The following is a 16,206-nucleotide window of genomic DNA, read 5'->3' on the forward strand; positions in this document are numbered from 1 at the left end:
TTCCAGTATATTTATATAAGACGATAGCTGATAAAAAATCAAACTACCGTCTTATATAAACTAATTCTATAGTATTTTAGTAATCGTATTTATTGGTTGCTTCACACATCACAACCCTTATTTTTTTATCAAACATCTTTTTATATGCCAATAAAAATTCATTTAATTCTGAATCCATAAGATTTATTTTTTTGTCACTACACAACATGATTTTTTCTTGATCTACAATAATTTCAATGTCGTTTGTATCATTTTTAATTGTAGTAAATATACAACTCTTTGGCTCAATTTTACTACCATATCTCTCATAAAAACCAAGACTATTATTTAGAGCTTCTATATTTTCTTCTGTGAAATTGTTGCTATCTCCTTTGATCCCTATGTTTGTTGGATCAATCCCAAAGTTTTTTAGCTGAGTCTCAATTTCATTAGTATCCATTCCATATCTTTCCATAAACTGTTTTTGGATATTCATAAACTTCTTCTCTGATATATTATTGTCTTTCATATAATCTATAATTTTATTCGAAAACTCCGCCATAGTAATATTTCCATCCATTACTGAGAAATATAGGTTATATATATATTGTTCGAATTTATCTACATCGCTATCTTTAACTTTATTTTTCAATTCATTAAAATCAATAATTCTATCGTCAGACATATTAATTCCTCCTAGCCATAAAATCTACTTTGTAAAGATTATAACATATTTTTTCGTCATAATTAGAAAAACATTGACTTTTTCGGTTATATATTGGCATAAATACTTTTTCTACCTTAATATTTTAACTGTCTTGTCTACTGCATCTAAAATACACTTTTCACCCAAAGGTATTGTTATCATAGGCATGCAGTGTCCAGATTTGAAATTAAAAATTGATGGCTTTTTAGTATCTTTTAAGAATTCTTTCATTAGATTGTATACTTCTTCCTCGTCTGCACAATCTTTAAAGTCCCCGAAAATTACACCGCTACAATCTTCTAGTTTTGCACACATTTTTAGTTGAGTCATCATTCGGTCCAATTTGTAAAGCGGCTCTCCAATATCCTCTATAAAAAGTATTTTACCCTTAGTATCAATTTCATATTCTGTTCCAAGTGTAGATACGATAAGCGCTAAGTTTCCTCCGACTATAATCCCTTCAGCGCTCCCACCATAAACTGTATGTATTTTTTGTTGTTTAGGATTTTTTAAATTTAACTCTCCTTTAAAGGTTAACGCATTTACCAGAGATTTATAAGAAAATTTATCCCATCTAGGTGAACTCGCTCCCATTATTCCATGAAAAGTCTTAAGACCGCATTTTTTATAGAATGCTAAATGTAATGCTGTAATATCTGAAAAACCAATAAAAATTTTAGGGTTAGCTCTAATAATATCGTAGTCAATTAAATCAAGAATTCTAGTAGCACCATATCCTCCTCTGAGGCACATGATTATTTCTACTTCATCGTCTAAAAACATTTCCTCCAAATCCCTGCATCTGATAAAATCATCACCTGCTAAATATCCTTTATGATTTAGATAACAGCTTCTACTAAATTTAACCTTATATCCAAATCTTTCTATACTTTTCTTTATATCATTTAAGTCTCCATTCCTTAAAGGACCTGATGGAGCCAATATTCCAATCATAATATCACCTCAAAATTATAAGTATCTTCCCAGTTACAAGATATGATACTTAAGATATTTTTATAATACATAAAACAATAAATAATATGGTTAACAATTTATGTTTGTTTAATATACATTTTAGTATAGGTAGATAAAATAATATACTATTAGAAAGGAAAAGCTATGTTAAATCTATATGATATGTGTACAGAAATTGAGAAATGGTTGATTGATGTTAGAAGGGATATACACATGACTCCAGAACTAGGTCTAGAAGAATTTGTTACTAAAAGAAAGATTATAAAATACTTGGACGAAATAGGTATAGATTACAATATGTACACTGAGCACACCGGAATAACCGCTTTCATTAACTTAAACAAAGAAAAAACTGTTGCTATAAGAGCTGATATAGATGCTCTTCCTATATCAGAAGATTTAAACCTTCCTTACAGCTCTGTGAATTATGGAAAAATGCATGCCTGTGGTCACGATGCTCACACATCTATACTACTGGGAACTTGTAAAATTCTTTACAATTTAAGAGAAGAATTAGACGTAAATGTAAAATTCTTTTTTCAACCAGCTGAGGAAACTATCGGTGGGGCTAAACTTATGATAAAAGATGGATGTATGGATAATCCGCATGCAGACTGTATTTTTGGCCTTCATGTAGATCCAAGACTTGAAATAGGAACGCTTGAATTAAAATACAATACTCTCAATGCCTCTACCGATACAGTAGACATTACCGTAACTGGTGATGGTTGCCATGCCGCATATCCTCATTTAGGAACAGATGCTATAGTTATCGCTGCAAATGTAATAACTTCTTTACAGACTATATCCAGCAGAAATGTTGATCCTTTAGATTCTATCGCACTTTCTTTGGGTATAATAAATGGAGGGATAAAAGAGAATATAGTATGTGACAAAGTAAATATAAGAGGTACACTTAGAACGTTAAATGAGGAAGTAAGGGCTCTATCTAAAAAAAGAATTGTAGAAATTGCAAAGTATTCATCAAAGAGCCTAGGTGGAAATGCTTATATAAATATAGAAAAAGGCTATCCTGTCCTAAAAAATTCCAACAATGTTATAAATTATGTTAAAAAAAACGCAACAGAATTGATTGGACATGATAGAATAATGATGAGGGAAAGTGGCTGTCTAGGTGCAGAAGACTTTTCTTATTACTTAGAGAGATGTGAGGGGGCATTTTATCATATAGGATGCAAAAATAAACTTAAAAATATAGATTCTCCTCTACACTCTTCTACTTTCAATATCGATGAAGACTGCTTAAAGTACGGCGTTATGATACATGTTATAAACGTCTTAAACTTTACAAAAGAATAGGGGGCTTTTTATGAAAATATACTTGAGTGCGGATATAGAAGGCACATGTGGTATTGTTGATTGGTCTGAAACAATACTAGAAAATGAACTTTCAAATCAAATTAGAAGTCAAATGACTAAAGAAGTATCAGAGGCATGCACTGCAGCAGGCGAGGTTGGCGCAAATGAAGTATTAGTGAAAGATGCGCATGATAGCGCTAGAAACATAGATCCTACTATGCTTCCAGAATGTGCAAAGATATTTAGAGGTTGGTCAAAAGATCCACAAGTAATGGTATCTGGACTTGATAGTAGCTTTGATGCATGTCTATTTACTGGATATCATTCTGCTGCATTTACAGATGGCAATCCGTTAGCTCATACGATGGATCTAGATTTTAGCTACATCAAAATAAACGATAAAATAGCATCAGAATTTACTTTTAACGCTTACGCTTGCGCATATCACAAAGTACCTGTTGCCTTTTTAAGTGGTGACGAAGAACTTTGTGAAGCAGCAAAAGAATTAAATCCTAATATAATTACAGTACCAGTACTAAAGGGTTATGGAAATGGATCTATCTCGATACATCCTAATCTTGCATTAGAAAAAATTAATACTGGAGTTAAAGATGCTCTTCAAGGCGATTTATCAAGACATTTGATTAAACTACCGAATCACTTTAAAGTTGAAATTAGATATAAAGAGCACTACAAAGCTTTTAAAGCATCATTTTATCCTAACATGAAAAAACTCGATGCACATACAGTGTTATTTGAAACTGATGACTACTTTGAAGTACTTAGAATGCTATTATTTATATAGTCAAATGCAAATCTTATTGTAAAGGGGTGTTTAAAATAGACAGTAAAAGAAAAATTCCTTTTTCAGACTTTATTTACTTAATTGCAGTATTAGCTATTTTCTTCGGACTGTCATTTGTTGTATTCACATTTGTTGGAATAGGATTTCTATCATTCCTAGGTTTTGAATATGAATCAGTTTATTCTGTGATAATATTCTTTTTGATATACTTCTGTATTACAGGCCCTATAGATTTTGCATGCACTACATTTTTAGATGTATTTAGATATGCAAATAGACTCCCATATTGGTTATATAAACTTAGTGATTTCGTCCTCGATTTTACACTTACATTTTTAACTATGAATATACTAGATGAAATAATGACTTCAATTACTATTCCACTTAGAACAGAGGTATTATTTGCTTTACTATCACATCTACTATCAGAATGTAGCCAATATTTTAATAAAAATGGTAAGAAAAAGAAGAAAAAGAATTTCGATGAAAATAACCTACAATAAAATAAATACATTTAATAAATTTAAGTAAAGGTAGGTATAATTATGGAAAATGAAAAAAATAAAACAGATAAGTTTAAAAAAAATATATTAGTAGAAACATTAGGAAATAAAAAAAGCAATAAAAATAAGAAATCATCCAATAATAAATCTAAAAAAACTTACACTGATTATTTTAAAGAAGTATTTGATAAAAAGGAAAAGTAAATTATATATAAAAAGTTTGAGATTTAAAACTCAGTCTTTTTTATTGAAGTTATATATGACATTTTTCGTTAAAATATTCTGTGATATAACAAAAATATTGAGTCCATCTTTAATTAACAAAAGAATTTATCTAGGTTTTCATAAAATTAATGCTAAGAACCTAGACAGATAAATTATTACATTATACAATGGAAATAAGCGCACTTTTATAAAGCAATTTTCAGGTGTTAAATTACTAAACAAGGAGGATGTTATGGATAACAACTATACCATGCCAATATACCAAAAAATAGCTTTGGATATTGCAAATAAGATATACACTGGTGAGATTAAAGAAGATACTATACTATATGGTCGTTCTATTCTCGCTGGAAAATACAACGTCTCTCCTGAAACTATCAGAAGGGCAGTAAAAATATTAGAGGATATCGACGTTGTCAAAAGCGTTAAAGGAAAAGGTGTAATAGTTTTATCTTCTGATAAGGCTTACTCGTTTATAAAAAAATATCAAGACATAACTAATATTTCTTCATACAAGTCTACTCTTCGCGATCTAATTGATGCAAAAGCTGAGATGGATGTTAGGATTATAGATACTATTGGAAAGATCATAGATTATTCCAACAGACTCGAAATAATTAACCCATTAGTTCCTGTTCAATTTGAAATTAGGAGTGATTGTAAATATATAGGCGATACTGCAGCAAACACAAATTTCTGGCAGAATACAGGAGCTACTATAGTAGCAATTAAGAGAGGTGAAGAACTTATAATCTCACCAGGACCTTACATAGAGTTCTTGGAGGGAGATATAATTCTCGCCGTTGGAGATCAACACATTTACAATTCGGTTCCTATGTTTTTATATGACAAAAAATAGTCATGTGCTGGAGGGTGTACGAGTTTATTGATAGATAGACAGTAGTCTATATGTCACTCAATCTATTCGTATGCTCTCCAGCTTTTTATATATAAATATATCAAATAAAATAATTTATATTATTTAATAATATCTTTAATTTACTGAACGTTATATTTATATTATCTAAAACTATTTCTGAATATCTATCCTAATGACCTAGAAATAGCTTTTTTCCATCCTTCGTATTTTTCCTGTCTTACGCCTTCAATCATATCTGGTTCAAACTCTTTGTCAATCTTCCACTGTGAAGCAATCTCATCTTTATCTTTATAAAATCCTACTGCAAGACCTGCCAGATAAGCTGCTCCAAGAGCTGTTGTCTCTACAATTTCTGGCCTAAAGATTTTTACATCTAGGATATCTGACTGAAACTTCATTAAAAAATTGTTATTACTAGCCCCACCATCGACTTTTAGAGATTTAAGATCGATACCCGAGTCTTCTTGCATAGCTTGTAGTACATCTTTGGTTTGGTAAGCAATAGACTCTAGTGTAGCTCTTATTATATGGTCTTTACTAGAGCCTCTAGTCAATCCACATATAGTTCCTCTCGCATACATATCCCAATATGGAGCCCCTAACCCAGTAAAAGCTGGCACTACGTAAACACCATCAGTATCCTCTACTCTATTAGCATACATTTCACTCTCTTCTGCGGAGTTGATCAAATTTAATTCGTCCCTTAGCCACTGAATGGATGCTCCTGCGACAAATATACTCCCTTCAAGAGCATAGTTGACCTTACCGTCAATTCCCCATGCTATTGTCGTCAGAAGACCATTTTTAGATCTTACAGGTTTTTCACCAGTATTCATAAGAAGGAAACATCCTGTACCATATGTGTTTTTTGCAGTTCCTTCATCAAAACAAGTTTGTCCAAACAGTGCCGCTTGTTGATCCCCCGCACACCCAGATATTGGTATTTCAGCACCAGCAAGCATATGATCATCAGTGTATCCATAAAGGCAGCTTGAAGGCTTTACTTCTGGTAACATACACTTTGGTATATCTAGCTCATTTAAAATTTCTTCATCCCACTTCAATGTATTTATATTAAACATCATTGTTCTACTCGCATTTGAGTAATCAGTCACATGGACTTTTCCACGAGTCAAATTCCATATAAGCCAAGTGTCTATAGTACCAAAAAGTAGATCGCCATTTCGCGCTCTGTCTCTAGATCCTTCTACATTGTCTAAAATCCATTTTAATTTAGTTGCGGAAAAATATGCATCAATTAAAAGGCCTGTCTTTTCCTTGAATTCATCTTCAAGACCTCTTTGTTTCAAATCATCACATAACTCTGAAGTTCTCCTACACTGCCAAACTATCGCGTTGTATATCGGCTTTCCAGTATGCTTGTCCCAAACTACTGTAGTCTCCCTTTGATTTGTTATACCTATTGAAGCTATTTCATCAGGTCTGATACCTGCGGTTTCTATTACTTCTCTCAAAACACCACTTTGTGATCCCCATATCTCCATTGCATCGTGTTCTACCCAACCTGCCCTTGGAAAAATTTGAGAAAACTCTTTCTGAGCGACCCTCACAATTTCTCCTTCCTTATTAAAAATTATAGCTCTAGAGCTTGTAGTTCCCTGATCAAGTGCCATGATATATTTTTTTTCCATAAAAACTCTCCTTTACATAACTTAGAAAACTTTATTATAAGATTATTTTACACTAATTCAATATAAAAATAAAAAAATCATCTGATATTAAACTCTCAGATAATTTTTTACATTTCTATATTTATTTTCTTGTATTCGTTACATAGATAAATAAATTAATTGACCGCTGAAACTTTAGAACTATTCGCAAGTGCTAAAATAAGCCCAAGTGCTATTGATGCAAATGCTGACGCTATAACTCTATACTCCGCCGGAAATAAAAATACTATAGTATGACATGGTATCCAGAAAAATGGTATTGTCTTAAATAGGCTAAAGTTTACATAAGTAAACCAATCTATTTTATCAACAATATCCTTAAGAGTAATCTTGTTATCCCTTATTGTATATTTTGTATCTATATATGTATCCGTAAACTTATGGAACATAAATATTACTGGTGATAGTACAATATTCATCACCATACTTGTAAATAGAGCTTTAAAAAATATATTCCCATCTAAAGGCAACATGCCTTTTCCTTGCGCAAATGCCACCCCAGCCGGAAATATCGAAAGCGCTAAAGTAGTAACAACTCCTATAAATCCCCATACAGCTACCCTTTGTACGAAACCTTCTGGTTTTTTATAGTGTCCTGATGAAACCCTAGCCCCTAACAAATCTCCCATTGTAGCTAAAACAGCAAACTTGAAAAAACCTCCAATGTAAGGATGTGCTTCAGTTACATCAATAAACACTATTCGAGAGCTTGGAAATGCTAATACTGCTATAAATATAAACAATACCCCAATCCAAATAAAATCCCCTTTTCTTAACAATACATCACTTCTCCTTCTGATTTACTAAATTGTTAGTTAATTCAAAACCAAGTAATTCGATTGTTCTATAAAATACATTATTTGAATACAGTCTGCTATACCTATGTTGTCTCTTAGTATATCTGTATAAAAAAACTGATTACCATTTAGTTACAAGCCTTTTTATATACCATATATACATTATATCTTAATTAAATTTATAAAGATATAATGTTTTTCCTTAATATTCTGACAAATTTTTCGCTAGTAAAAGCGTATTCGAATGCATACATTATTTTCTTTATCATACGCTGTGTAAATGCAAGATAACTATTCACAACATAAAAATAGCCTTTTACAACATTATAGCCACTATTTTGCTAAATATATATTAAAATAAATTAGCTATATCGAAAAATTAAGGAGGTGCTAATAAATGAATTGAAATTTATTTATTAAATATATCAAAAACTAAGGAGGTTTAGCATATGAATTAAGATTGGTAAATATAAATTATACAAAAATTAAGGAGGTTTAACATACAAATTGAAATGGAAATATAAAAAAACATTAAGTTTATTCATTGTAATATCAGTATTTGTAAGCAATACACCGACATTAAACGCACATACACTAAATAATAATGTAGCAGTAGAAGGCATAAATACAAAGGAAACCGTCATAAACATACAAGACCCCGAATTAGAAAAGGCCTTAATTAAAAATAATATAGAAAAACCTATAACTATAGAAAAATTAAGTGAAAGAGAATCACTTGATTTAACTAATAATAATATTACAAATATCCAAGAGTTACAATATTGTACATCATTAAAACATTTATTTCTAGGTAATAACAAAGTAAGTGATATAAGTCCATTGAAAGGATTAAAATCTTTAGAATCTCTAAATTTAGAATCAAATGAAATAAGTAATATTAGTCCATTAGAAGATCTAACATCTTTAACTTATTTGTATTTAAATAATAATCAAATAAGTGATGATATTAATTCATTGAAAGATTTAGAATCTTTAACTACTTTGTATTTAAATAATAATCAAATAAGTGATATTACAGCATTAGAAGGTCTAACTTCATTAAGTTATTTGTATTTAAATAATAATCAAATTGACGATATTAGTTCATTGAAAAATTTAACTTCTTTGATAAATTTAAATTTAGATTCTAATAAAATTAGCAATCTTTCACCATTGGAAGATTTGAAATCTTTATCGTATTTATTTTTAGATTCTAATAAAATTAGTAAAATTGATCCTTTAGAAAATTTAACATCTTTAATATCTTTAAATCTAAATAATAATGACATAAGTGATATTAATTCATTAGGCGGATTAATATCACTTTCAACTCTATATTTAAGTAATAACAAATTAAGTGAAATTAGTTCATTGGAAAATTTAACTTCTTTAACTTCACTAGTTTTACATAATAACGGAATTACTTATATTACCCCATTGAAGGGATTAACATCTCTAACAACTTTAGATTTATCATCTAACAATATAAGTAATATAACACCTTTAGAAAAATTGACATCTATAAATACTCTAAGTTTAGATTCAAATAAAATAAGTGATATTAATCCATTGAAAAGCGTAACTTCTCTTTCATATTTATATTTAGATTCTAATAAAATTAGTGATATTAGTCCACTAGAAAATCTATTATCTTTAGATTACTCTAGTGTAACTGATCAAATAATTGATCTGTCCTCAGTTACTCTAAAATCCAATGAATATCAAACTGAAACGCCTATAAATTTATCAAGCGGTGATAAGTTAACTTTAAATGAAGTTTATAATATTACTCCTACTGGTAATTATGATGGAAACGGAAATATATCATGGAAAAACTTAAATGAAACTGGAACATTTAAATATAATTTTAAGCACGATGAGACTAAAATAATCTATAATGGATTAATAAAACAAGATTATACTGTAAAAACATCTGGTGGAGGTAATGGTGGGGGTTCAGTAGATCCTGATCCAGATCCTAAACCACCGATTCCACCTCAGACAGTAATACTGGCAAGCGGAGATAAATATTCTGACGTACTTACGGCATCAGTATTAGCAAATGAAAAGCAAGCTCCAATACTATTGTCTCAAAAAGATAGTATAGATGAAAAAACTTTATCTGAGATTAAAAGATTAAATACAGGAGAAATAATAATTACAGGTGGTACAGATTCTGTATCAGATAAAGTAGTAGGGCAATTAAAGGACTATGCAGTTACAAGAATAGCTGGTCAAGATAGATATAAAACTGCTGAATTAATAGGAAATGAGATTAGAAAAATAACAGGTAAAAAGTCAGAAATTATGCTAGTTGATGGAACAAACTTCCCAGATGCCATTACAATATCAACTCTTGCTTCTCAAAAAAGACTACCAATACTTCTAACTGAACCAAATATACTTACAAAATCAACTAAAGATACGATAAAAACCTGGGGTATAAATGATGTAACTATAGGTGGAGGATATAATTCTGTATCAAATAATATAGAAGATAATTTAGGAGTAAATAAAATTAGTAGATTAGCTGGATCTGATAGATATGAAACTGCAGAATTAATTGGTAATGAATTTAGAAAAGTTGCTGGAAATGCAGAATATATTATTTTAGCAGATGGAACAAATTTTCCAGATGCTTTAACAGTAAATACTCTTTCTTCAAAATTCAAAGCTCCAATAATGTTAACTGAGCCAACCAAATTAAATAGCATTACATCTAATAAGATAGGTGAATGGTCTATTAAAAGTTTATTAATTAGTGGAGGATATGATTCTGTATCTAAAGAAATAGAGGATAATCTAAAAGTAGATAATAAAGAGCGAATTGCTGGAGTAGATAGATATGAGACTGCAGTTAAAATTTCTAAAAAATTAACTATATTTAATCCTTAATCAAAATTAAAACTATTTTATAAAAAAGGCTGATTACCATCTAGTTATCAGCCTTTTTTAATACTATATATTCTTATTTCCAAATTGGAACGAAAAACCAACCATAATTTTCTTTAACTCCGTTTACCATGTTATACGCATTAATACTATAGTTAGTATAATCTTGGTCAAAGTTTTCAAACACTTTATATTGCACTTCTTTTAAATTTGGATTTTGATTATAAAGAAACTCTAATGCCTCATCGAAAGAGTTCATATCGTATCTAATTAATTCATAACCATTGCCAGTAAATGCATACTGATACGCGCACATTTCTGATTTATCACTCTTATTTATACAAAGATATTTTTGACCTAGCACGTCATTGCCCTCATCTATACCTGTAAATGCATAATACTCCTTGCCTTGATCTTTTATAGTAATACTTTCTTTGATTATATATGGATCAAAAAGTCCATTTACATAATCATCTTTTACCACATCTGTTGCAAAAAATATCTTAGCCATTTCGGTAGCTTCGGCAAGGCTAATAACTTTTCCATTACCTACTTCCCCAATACCATTCGTTATATTTATACATTCATCTATGGTTACACTGTCTATCCCACCTAAAGCTGTTACTTCAGAAGCATATTTTAATATACTTTTATCAGATCCTTGCGCAACTAATACTATAGGTTTAATCTTTGCCACAGTAGAGCCAGACAATGCATCTACAAGATTGTAAGCCTTTGATATGTAAAATTTATCAGTTCCTGAGTAAAACTTCTCTATTATCTTTTTGTTTGTATCAAATCTATCTAAACCACCGATTCTAGTGGCTTTTACTTTATTGACTAAACTATCACTGATAGATGAGCTTCCACCTATTGCGAAAGTTTCTTTGCCATCTGTATTATATGTAACACTTTTTCCGTCTGTAAGTATTATTGGAGTAATATCTCTTACAGAAACCGAAGCAATACTCATGGCATCTGCTTCTCCTTTAAAACCATTAGTAAGTATCACTTTATCAATTTTTTTAATCTTACCTACCTCATTAGCCACATTGTAGCTAGTTGAAAGCCTGTCAATACCACTTATTCGTACCACTACAATATGTTGATTATTTAACTCCTTTTCAATCAACTTATCAATAGAATTTTCACCACCAACTAAATATATCTTTTTTACACCATTTAATCTTTTAGCCGTCGAATTTGGAATGGTACTCTTTTTTGTAAGTAATATAGGGGCATTTGCTGCACCTGCTAAACTGCTTGCACTTAAACCATCTGCTAAACTGTTATCTGAATTTACAAGAATTGCAGTGCTGTAACTCTGCATATCTGCTATTTTTCCTGCAGTTTCGTATCTGTCTTTACCCTTTATCTCTGAAACTGACTCTAAAGCATCACTTTGAGGTATATTAACTAAAAAGAAGATAGTTGATAAACCTAATGCTGTTATTGCCTTCAATTTTTTATTCATTAAAACTCCTCCCCTCCAAAAAGTTATCATTTCCATTATACACTTTAAAGGGAGATTGTTAAAATATGTAAGTAGTTATAGTTTATAGTAAATCTGGATCCTCAAGACCTAATTTTTTATAAATTAAGGGTTTATACTTTTTACCAGATCTCCTGCCACTAAGTATATCTGTCAAATAGTTTTCGCTAACGCCTATGTCCTTTGCTAGTTGTCTTTGTGTCATTCTCATATCAATTAGTCTCTTTTTCACGTTTATTCCAAACATCGGGATATCTTTTTTTCTATCCGCCAATTTTAAGACCTCCTTAAATACGATTCCCATAAAAAGTTTGATTAAGATTTTAACAGTATTTACTAAAAAGCTTTTGTATGTATTTTCAGTACTGTATATTTATAAAGCATTAGTAAATATTATAAAAAGACATCAAAATAAAACAGTTTCCAATTTAACTCAAATATATGCTAAAATTATGATATGAATTCGTATCAATAATTATATTATAATGTCAATTTGACTAAAAGTCAATGTTTTTTTAGTCAATTAGACTTTATTTTATATTAAATACTATATTCTAAAAATATATAAAGTCATTTTGACTTTCGAAAAGGGGGTTACTATGGATACATTAGGAAAAAGAATTGCTAAATTGAGAAAAGATCACAACTTAACACAAGATAAATTGATGAAGACTTTGAACTTTGACAATCTAAGTAAATATGAAAAGGATTTAAGAGAACCTAATTACACAATTCTAAAATCTATTGCTAAGTATTTTGACGTAACTACTGACTATCTATTGTGTTTAGATTTAAATCCGAAAAGAGTTAATGTTATTAAAGAGGATTCTGAAGATTACCCTAATTTTAAGATCTCTAAAGACGAGGAAAACATCATAAAATTATTTAGACAACTTACAGAAAAAGACAAAATAAAGATTGAAGGCATGATTGAACTTAAAATTTTTGAAAATCAAAAACTTGAAAACACTATAACCGAAGATATTTGTGATAATGAGACTGCCTGTGATAATAGCAATAACTCAAGCAAGGATGAAAGCTAAGTTTAATCTTATTTTTCGCCTAATGTGATACGATTTTACATCAAAATCGACTGTACATAGATTTTTATTATCATTAATTATAAATATAAAGTTTGATACAATGTTCAATTAAACATACAAAAATTGTATATTCGACTCCTAGAATATTATTTATTGATAGAATAAGTATTTTAAATTATATATTTGCTCTACGGTCATTTTCTTTTCTGCAAATATATGTTAAAATATCTATTATGTTTTGCTTTATATCGATATAGTTTTGAGTGTATTTACATATAAAAAGTACATGCATTCTAAGCCACAATATCGTCATTATAACTAAATTATTATTATTGGATTAGGAGGATTGAAATGGGCTTAAAGGACAAATTCGCACAGTCATTTGCAAGATCTAAGACTATGAGCGGCCCTGAGAAAAAGGCTAACGAAATTATCGGGAAATTACTTATGAAAAAAGCTATTATCCCAATTGTTTTAATGTTTATAGTGCTATTAGGAGGTAATTTCCTTAAGATCAATGGATGGATATTACTTGGAGTTAATATCTTAGTAGCTGTTGGAGCTTTCTTCTACATAAGAAGCTCAAGTAAGAAGTACCAAAACTTCAAACCATACGCTGGTAATTTGATAAGTCTTGATAAAAAAGGCAAAAAAGATTATGTTGCGATAATAAAACAAGGTAAACTTCCTGTTAAATTACAAATAGCTTACGGCGGTGAAGATCTTCAAAACCTTAAGAAGAATCAAATCGTTCAAATAAGCTACAACCCAGACGCTAAAATAGCTATTTTAGTTAGTAAAATGTAAACAAAGAGCTGTAATCAAACGAGTAATCGGTTTTGATACAGCTCTTTATTATTTTGATTTTAAATATCATGTTGTTTAAATTATTATATTTTGAATTTTTACTCTATTCTAGAATTAATATAAATTTCTAGTCGCATCTTTATTTGAACTTCTGTGTTCTTCTAGTCTTGCAAGAGCATAAACTGTGTCTGAAAGTCTGTTTATATATTTTACAACTTCTGGTCTTACATCTTCTGTTCTCTTTAATTTTACAACACATCTTTCAGCCCTTCTAACTATTGTTCTAGCAACGTGTAGAGCTGATGAAGAAAGATTTACTCCAGGAATTACAAAATTAGTCTGAGCTCCTACTATTTCTGTACATTCGTCAACTATTTTTTCTAAGATCTCTACATCTTCTTCAGTCACCTTATCTTTTAGCATCCTTAAACCTTTATCATCACTCGCAAGCTCTGCCCCAACGCTAAAAATTCTTCTCTGAATTATATCTAAATATTCTTTAGTTTTTTCATCTGTAATTTGAGAGTACGCAAGACCTAACATAGAGTTTGCTTCGTCTAACGTTCCGTAACTCTCTACTCTTAAACTATCCTTTTTTACTCTGTTGCCACCAAATAAACTTGTCTGCCCCTTATCCCCTGTTTTAGTATATAAATTAGCCATTGCTATCACTCCAATCTTTATTACTTAATTTTTTCTGCTAATTTAATTATACCCATCAAATATCATTTAATCTACAGTACTTTTTTGGTTATAAATTATACTAGAAATAAAATCTTGAAATTTCAACGTTATTTAATATATATAACTATTGCGAAATAATTTTATTTGATAATATTTATCATTTAATGTTGACTTAAAATATTTTTTCTAGTAAAATAGTTTCCAGGAAACAATATTGAGGTGATTAGTATCAATACTGAAAAAGTTTTAGCTAGCCTTTTTAAATTCCTTAGAGAAAGAGAAACAACTAGGGAAGAAACAAAAAAAGCTATACAAGTAATTTCAAAAAAAATTGATTTAGAAAATAACTTAACATTATCTGAAATCCAATCTGTTTACCATATAGGAGTAAACAAAGGAATCAATCAAAGTGAGTTATCAGATATAATGCTAATGACTAGAGGTGCTACATCAAAGATTTGTAAAAAGCTACAATCAAAGGATTTGATCTCGCTAAATTGTAAACGAGAAAATCTAAAAGAATTTGAACTTGAACTAACCTGCAAAGGTGAAAACCTTTTCAAACTCGCTGCTAAAAGGCATGAAGATGAGGTTCGCAGACAGACTCAACTCTTTGAAAAGTACAATGATGAAGAGCTTGAATTTATATACAAGCTATTTGAAGATTTAGCAGATAATTATTAAATTTTAATATGAGAGGATGTAAACATTATGGCAAAATTATTATATGTAACTGTAAGTCCGCTAACAAGCGAGAAATCAAAATCAATAAACGTTGGAGAGCATTTCTTAAATGAATACAAAGCTAACCATCCAAACGATACTATAGAGACTTTAGATTTATTCAAAGACGAGATACCATTTTTAAATCAAGATATATTTGACGCTTGGTCTGTTCTAAAAAGTGGTGAGTCTATAGAAACTTTATCAAAAGAAGATCAAGAGAAAGTTAGAAGAAATGACGAATTATTAAATCAATTTATAGGGGCAGATAAAATAGTATTTGTAAATCCAATGTGGAATCTATTCTTCCCTCCAGTGTTAAAAGCTTATATAGATATACTATGTGTAGCTAGAAAAATATTTATGTACACTGCTGAAGGCCCTGTAGGTCTACTTAAAGATAAGAAAGTACTTCATATCCAATCAAGTGGCGGAGTTTACGACCGTTCTGAAGGTGCTCCTATAGTAGATTTTGGAGATGCGTATTTAAAACATATGATGGGATTCTTCGGTATATTTGATTATGAGGCTATCCATATTGATGGAATCGATGCAGCACCTGATAAGAAAGTTGAGATTATGGGTGAAGCTAAGGATAAGGCTTCTAAGTTAGCTAGGGAGTTTTAGTTTTAAATAGTAAAAAGACCAAATCGTGATATGATTTGGTCTTTTTTAATTTAAATA

Annotated in this window: 17 protein-coding genes; 10 read left to right on the forward strand and 7 right to left on the reverse strand. The window is 30.0% G+C overall.

The window, feature by feature from the left end; all coding sequences use genetic code 11:
- Positions 1-76: 76 nt before the first annotated feature.
- Together KQI18_RS01505 and KQI18_RS01510 are read right to left on the reverse strand one after the other, a co-directional pair.
- Entirely contained in the window at positions 77-664 is a 588-nt protein-coding gene (locus KQI18_RS01505) for a DUF3867 domain-containing protein (RefSeq protein WP_216465723.1), read from the reverse strand.
- A 111-nt stretch (positions 665-775) separates the two neighbouring features.
- Complete coding sequence (locus KQI18_RS01510) at positions 776-1,639, reverse strand: S66 peptidase family protein (protein ID WP_216465724.1); 864 nt, start codon at positions 1,637-1,639, stop codon at positions 776-778.
- A gap of 165 nt (positions 1,640-1,804) precedes the next feature.
- On the opposite strand from KQI18_RS01510, the gene KQI18_RS01515 reads away from it, so the two are divergent.
- The 5 genes from KQI18_RS01515 (at position 1,805) to KQI18_RS01535 (ending at position 5,372) form a co-directional block, all read left to right on the forward strand.
- The gene (locus KQI18_RS01515; protein ID WP_216465725.1) at positions 1,805-2,980 is read left to right on the forward strand and encodes a M20 metallopeptidase family protein; all 1,176 of its coding nucleotides are present in this window, start codon (positions 1,805-1,807) and stop codon (positions 2,978-2,980) included.
- Positions 2,981-2,990: 10 nt separating this feature from the next.
- Positions 2,991-3,785, forward strand: coding sequence for a M55 family metallopeptidase (locus KQI18_RS01520; protein WP_216465726.1), 795 nt, complete (start codon positions 2,991-2,993; stop codon positions 3,783-3,785).
- A 26-nt stretch (positions 3,786-3,811) separates the two neighbouring features.
- Positions 3,812-4,288, forward strand: coding sequence for a regulatory YrvL family protein (locus tag KQI18_RS01525; protein WP_216465727.1), 477 nt, complete (start codon positions 3,812-3,814; stop codon positions 4,286-4,288).
- Between the two features lie 42 nt (positions 4,289-4,330).
- The gene (locus tag KQI18_RS01530; RefSeq protein ID WP_216465728.1) at positions 4,331-4,492 is read left to right on the forward strand and encodes a hypothetical protein; all 162 of its coding nucleotides are present in this window, start codon (positions 4,331-4,333) and stop codon (positions 4,490-4,492) included.
- 253 nt (positions 4,493-4,745) lie between these two features.
- A complete protein-coding gene (locus KQI18_RS01535; protein ID WP_216465729.1) occupies positions 4,746-5,372 on the forward strand; it encodes a TrkA C-terminal domain-containing protein in 627 nt (208 codons plus the stop codon).
- A 185-nt stretch (positions 5,373-5,557) separates the two neighbouring features.
- Here KQI18_RS01535 and glpK read toward each other — a convergent pair whose 3' ends face one another.
- Both glpK and KQI18_RS01545 read right to left on the reverse strand, forming a co-directional pair.
- Complete coding sequence (gene glpK, locus KQI18_RS01540; RefSeq protein ID WP_216465730.1) at positions 5,558-7,045, reverse strand: glycerol kinase GlpK; 1,488 nt, start codon at positions 7,043-7,045, stop codon at positions 5,558-5,560.
- Positions 7,046-7,200: 155 nt separating this feature from the next.
- Positions 7,201-7,863, reverse strand: a complete 663-nt coding sequence (locus KQI18_RS01545; RefSeq protein WP_216465731.1) for a hypothetical protein — start codon at positions 7,861-7,863, stop codon at positions 7,201-7,203.
- A gap of 525 nt (positions 7,864-8,388) precedes the next feature.
- On the opposite strand from KQI18_RS01545, the gene KQI18_RS01550 reads away from it, so the two are divergent.
- Entirely contained in the window at positions 8,389-10,776 is a 2,388-nt protein-coding gene (locus KQI18_RS01550; protein ID WP_216465732.1) for a leucine-rich repeat domain-containing protein, read from the forward strand.
- 73 nt (positions 10,777-10,849) lie between these two features.
- Here the strand turns inward: KQI18_RS01550 and KQI18_RS01555 are convergent, their stop codons facing one another.
- Positions 10,850-12,247 carry a cell wall-binding repeat-containing protein gene (locus KQI18_RS01555; RefSeq protein WP_216465733.1) on the reverse strand — a complete coding sequence of 466 codons (1,398 nt, stop codon included), beginning with the start codon at positions 12,245-12,247 and terminating at the stop codon, positions 10,850-10,852.
- Between the two features lie 82 nt (positions 12,248-12,329).
- Entirely contained in the window at positions 12,330-12,539 is a 210-nt protein-coding gene (locus KQI18_RS01560; protein WP_216465734.1) for a helix-turn-helix domain-containing protein, read from the reverse strand.
- A 325-nt stretch (positions 12,540-12,864) separates the two neighbouring features.
- On the opposite strand from KQI18_RS01560, the gene KQI18_RS01565 reads away from it, so the two are divergent.
- Positions 12,865-13,308, forward strand: a complete 444-nt coding sequence (locus KQI18_RS01565) for a helix-turn-helix domain-containing protein (RefSeq protein WP_216465735.1) — start codon at positions 12,865-12,867, stop codon at positions 13,306-13,308.
- Between the two features lie 351 nt (positions 13,309-13,659).
- Complete coding sequence (locus KQI18_RS01570) at positions 13,660-14,115, forward strand: hypothetical protein (protein ID WP_216465736.1); 456 nt, start codon at positions 13,660-13,662, stop codon at positions 14,113-14,115.
- Positions 14,116-14,229: 114 nt separating this feature from the next.
- On the opposite strand, the gene KQI18_RS01575 is transcribed toward KQI18_RS01570, so the two are convergent.
- Positions 14,230-14,778, reverse strand: coding sequence for a cob(I)yrinic acid a,c-diamide adenosyltransferase (locus KQI18_RS01575; protein ID WP_216465737.1), 549 nt, complete (start codon positions 14,776-14,778; stop codon positions 14,230-14,232).
- A 240-nt stretch (positions 14,779-15,018) separates the two neighbouring features.
- Between KQI18_RS01575 and KQI18_RS01580 the strand changes: the two genes are divergently transcribed.
- A complete protein-coding gene (locus tag KQI18_RS01580) occupies positions 15,019-15,483 on the forward strand; it encodes a MarR family winged helix-turn-helix transcriptional regulator (protein ID WP_216465738.1) in 465 nt (154 codons plus the stop codon).
- Between the two features lie 27 nt (positions 15,484-15,510).
- Positions 15,511-16,149: an NAD(P)H-dependent oxidoreductase gene (locus KQI18_RS01585; protein WP_216465739.1), complete on the forward strand. Its 639-nt coding sequence runs from the start codon at positions 15,511-15,513 to the stop codon at positions 16,147-16,149.
- Positions 16,150-16,206: the final 57 nt, after the last annotated feature.

The organism is Metaclostridioides mangenotii, from assembly GCF_018917235.1.
Taxonomy (GTDB): Bacteria; Bacillota; Clostridia; order Peptostreptococcales; family Peptostreptococcaceae; genus Metaclostridioides.

What these genes read in the sequence shown, in the direction of transcription:
- KQI18_RS01505 (WP_216465723.1), bottom strand. Translation starts at nt 664, where the DNA reads ATGTCTGACGATAGAATTATTGATTTTAATGAATTGAAAAATAAAGTT.
- KQI18_RS01510 (WP_216465724.1), bottom strand. Translation starts at nt 1,639, where the DNA reads ATGATTGGAATATTGGCTCCATCAGGTCCTTTAAGGAATGGAGACTTA.
- KQI18_RS01515 (WP_216465725.1), top strand. Translation starts at nt 1,805, where the DNA reads ATGTTAAATCTATATGATATGTGTACAGAAATTGAGAAATGGTTGATT.
- KQI18_RS01520 (WP_216465726.1), top strand. Translation starts at nt 2,991, where the DNA reads ATGAAAATATACTTGAGTGCGGATATAGAAGGCACATGTGGTATTGTT.
- KQI18_RS01530 (WP_216465728.1), top strand. Translation starts at nt 4,331, where the DNA reads ATGGAAAATGAAAAAAATAAAACAGATAAGTTTAAAAAAAATATATTA.
- KQI18_RS01535 (WP_216465729.1), top strand. Translation starts at nt 4,746, where the DNA reads ATGGATAACAACTATACCATGCCAATATACCAAAAAATAGCTTTGGAT.
- glpK (WP_216465730.1), bottom strand. Translation starts at nt 7,045, where the DNA reads ATGGAAAAAAAATATATCATGGCACTTGATCAGGGAACTACAAGCTCT.
- KQI18_RS01555 (WP_216465733.1), bottom strand. Translation starts at nt 12,247, where the DNA reads ATGAATAAAAAATTGAAGGCAATAACAGCATTAGGTTTATCAACTATC.
- KQI18_RS01565 (WP_216465735.1), top strand. Translation starts at nt 12,865, where the DNA reads ATGGATACATTAGGAAAAAGAATTGCTAAATTGAGAAAAGATCACAAC.
- KQI18_RS01570 (WP_216465736.1), top strand. Translation starts at nt 13,660, where the DNA reads ATGGGCTTAAAGGACAAATTCGCACAGTCATTTGCAAGATCTAAGACT.
- KQI18_RS01575 (WP_216465737.1), bottom strand. Translation starts at nt 14,778, where the DNA reads ATGGCTAATTTATATACTAAAACAGGGGATAAGGGGCAGACAAGTTTA.
- KQI18_RS01585 (WP_216465739.1), top strand. Translation starts at nt 15,511, where the DNA reads ATGGCAAAATTATTATATGTAACTGTAAGTCCGCTAACAAGCGAGAAA.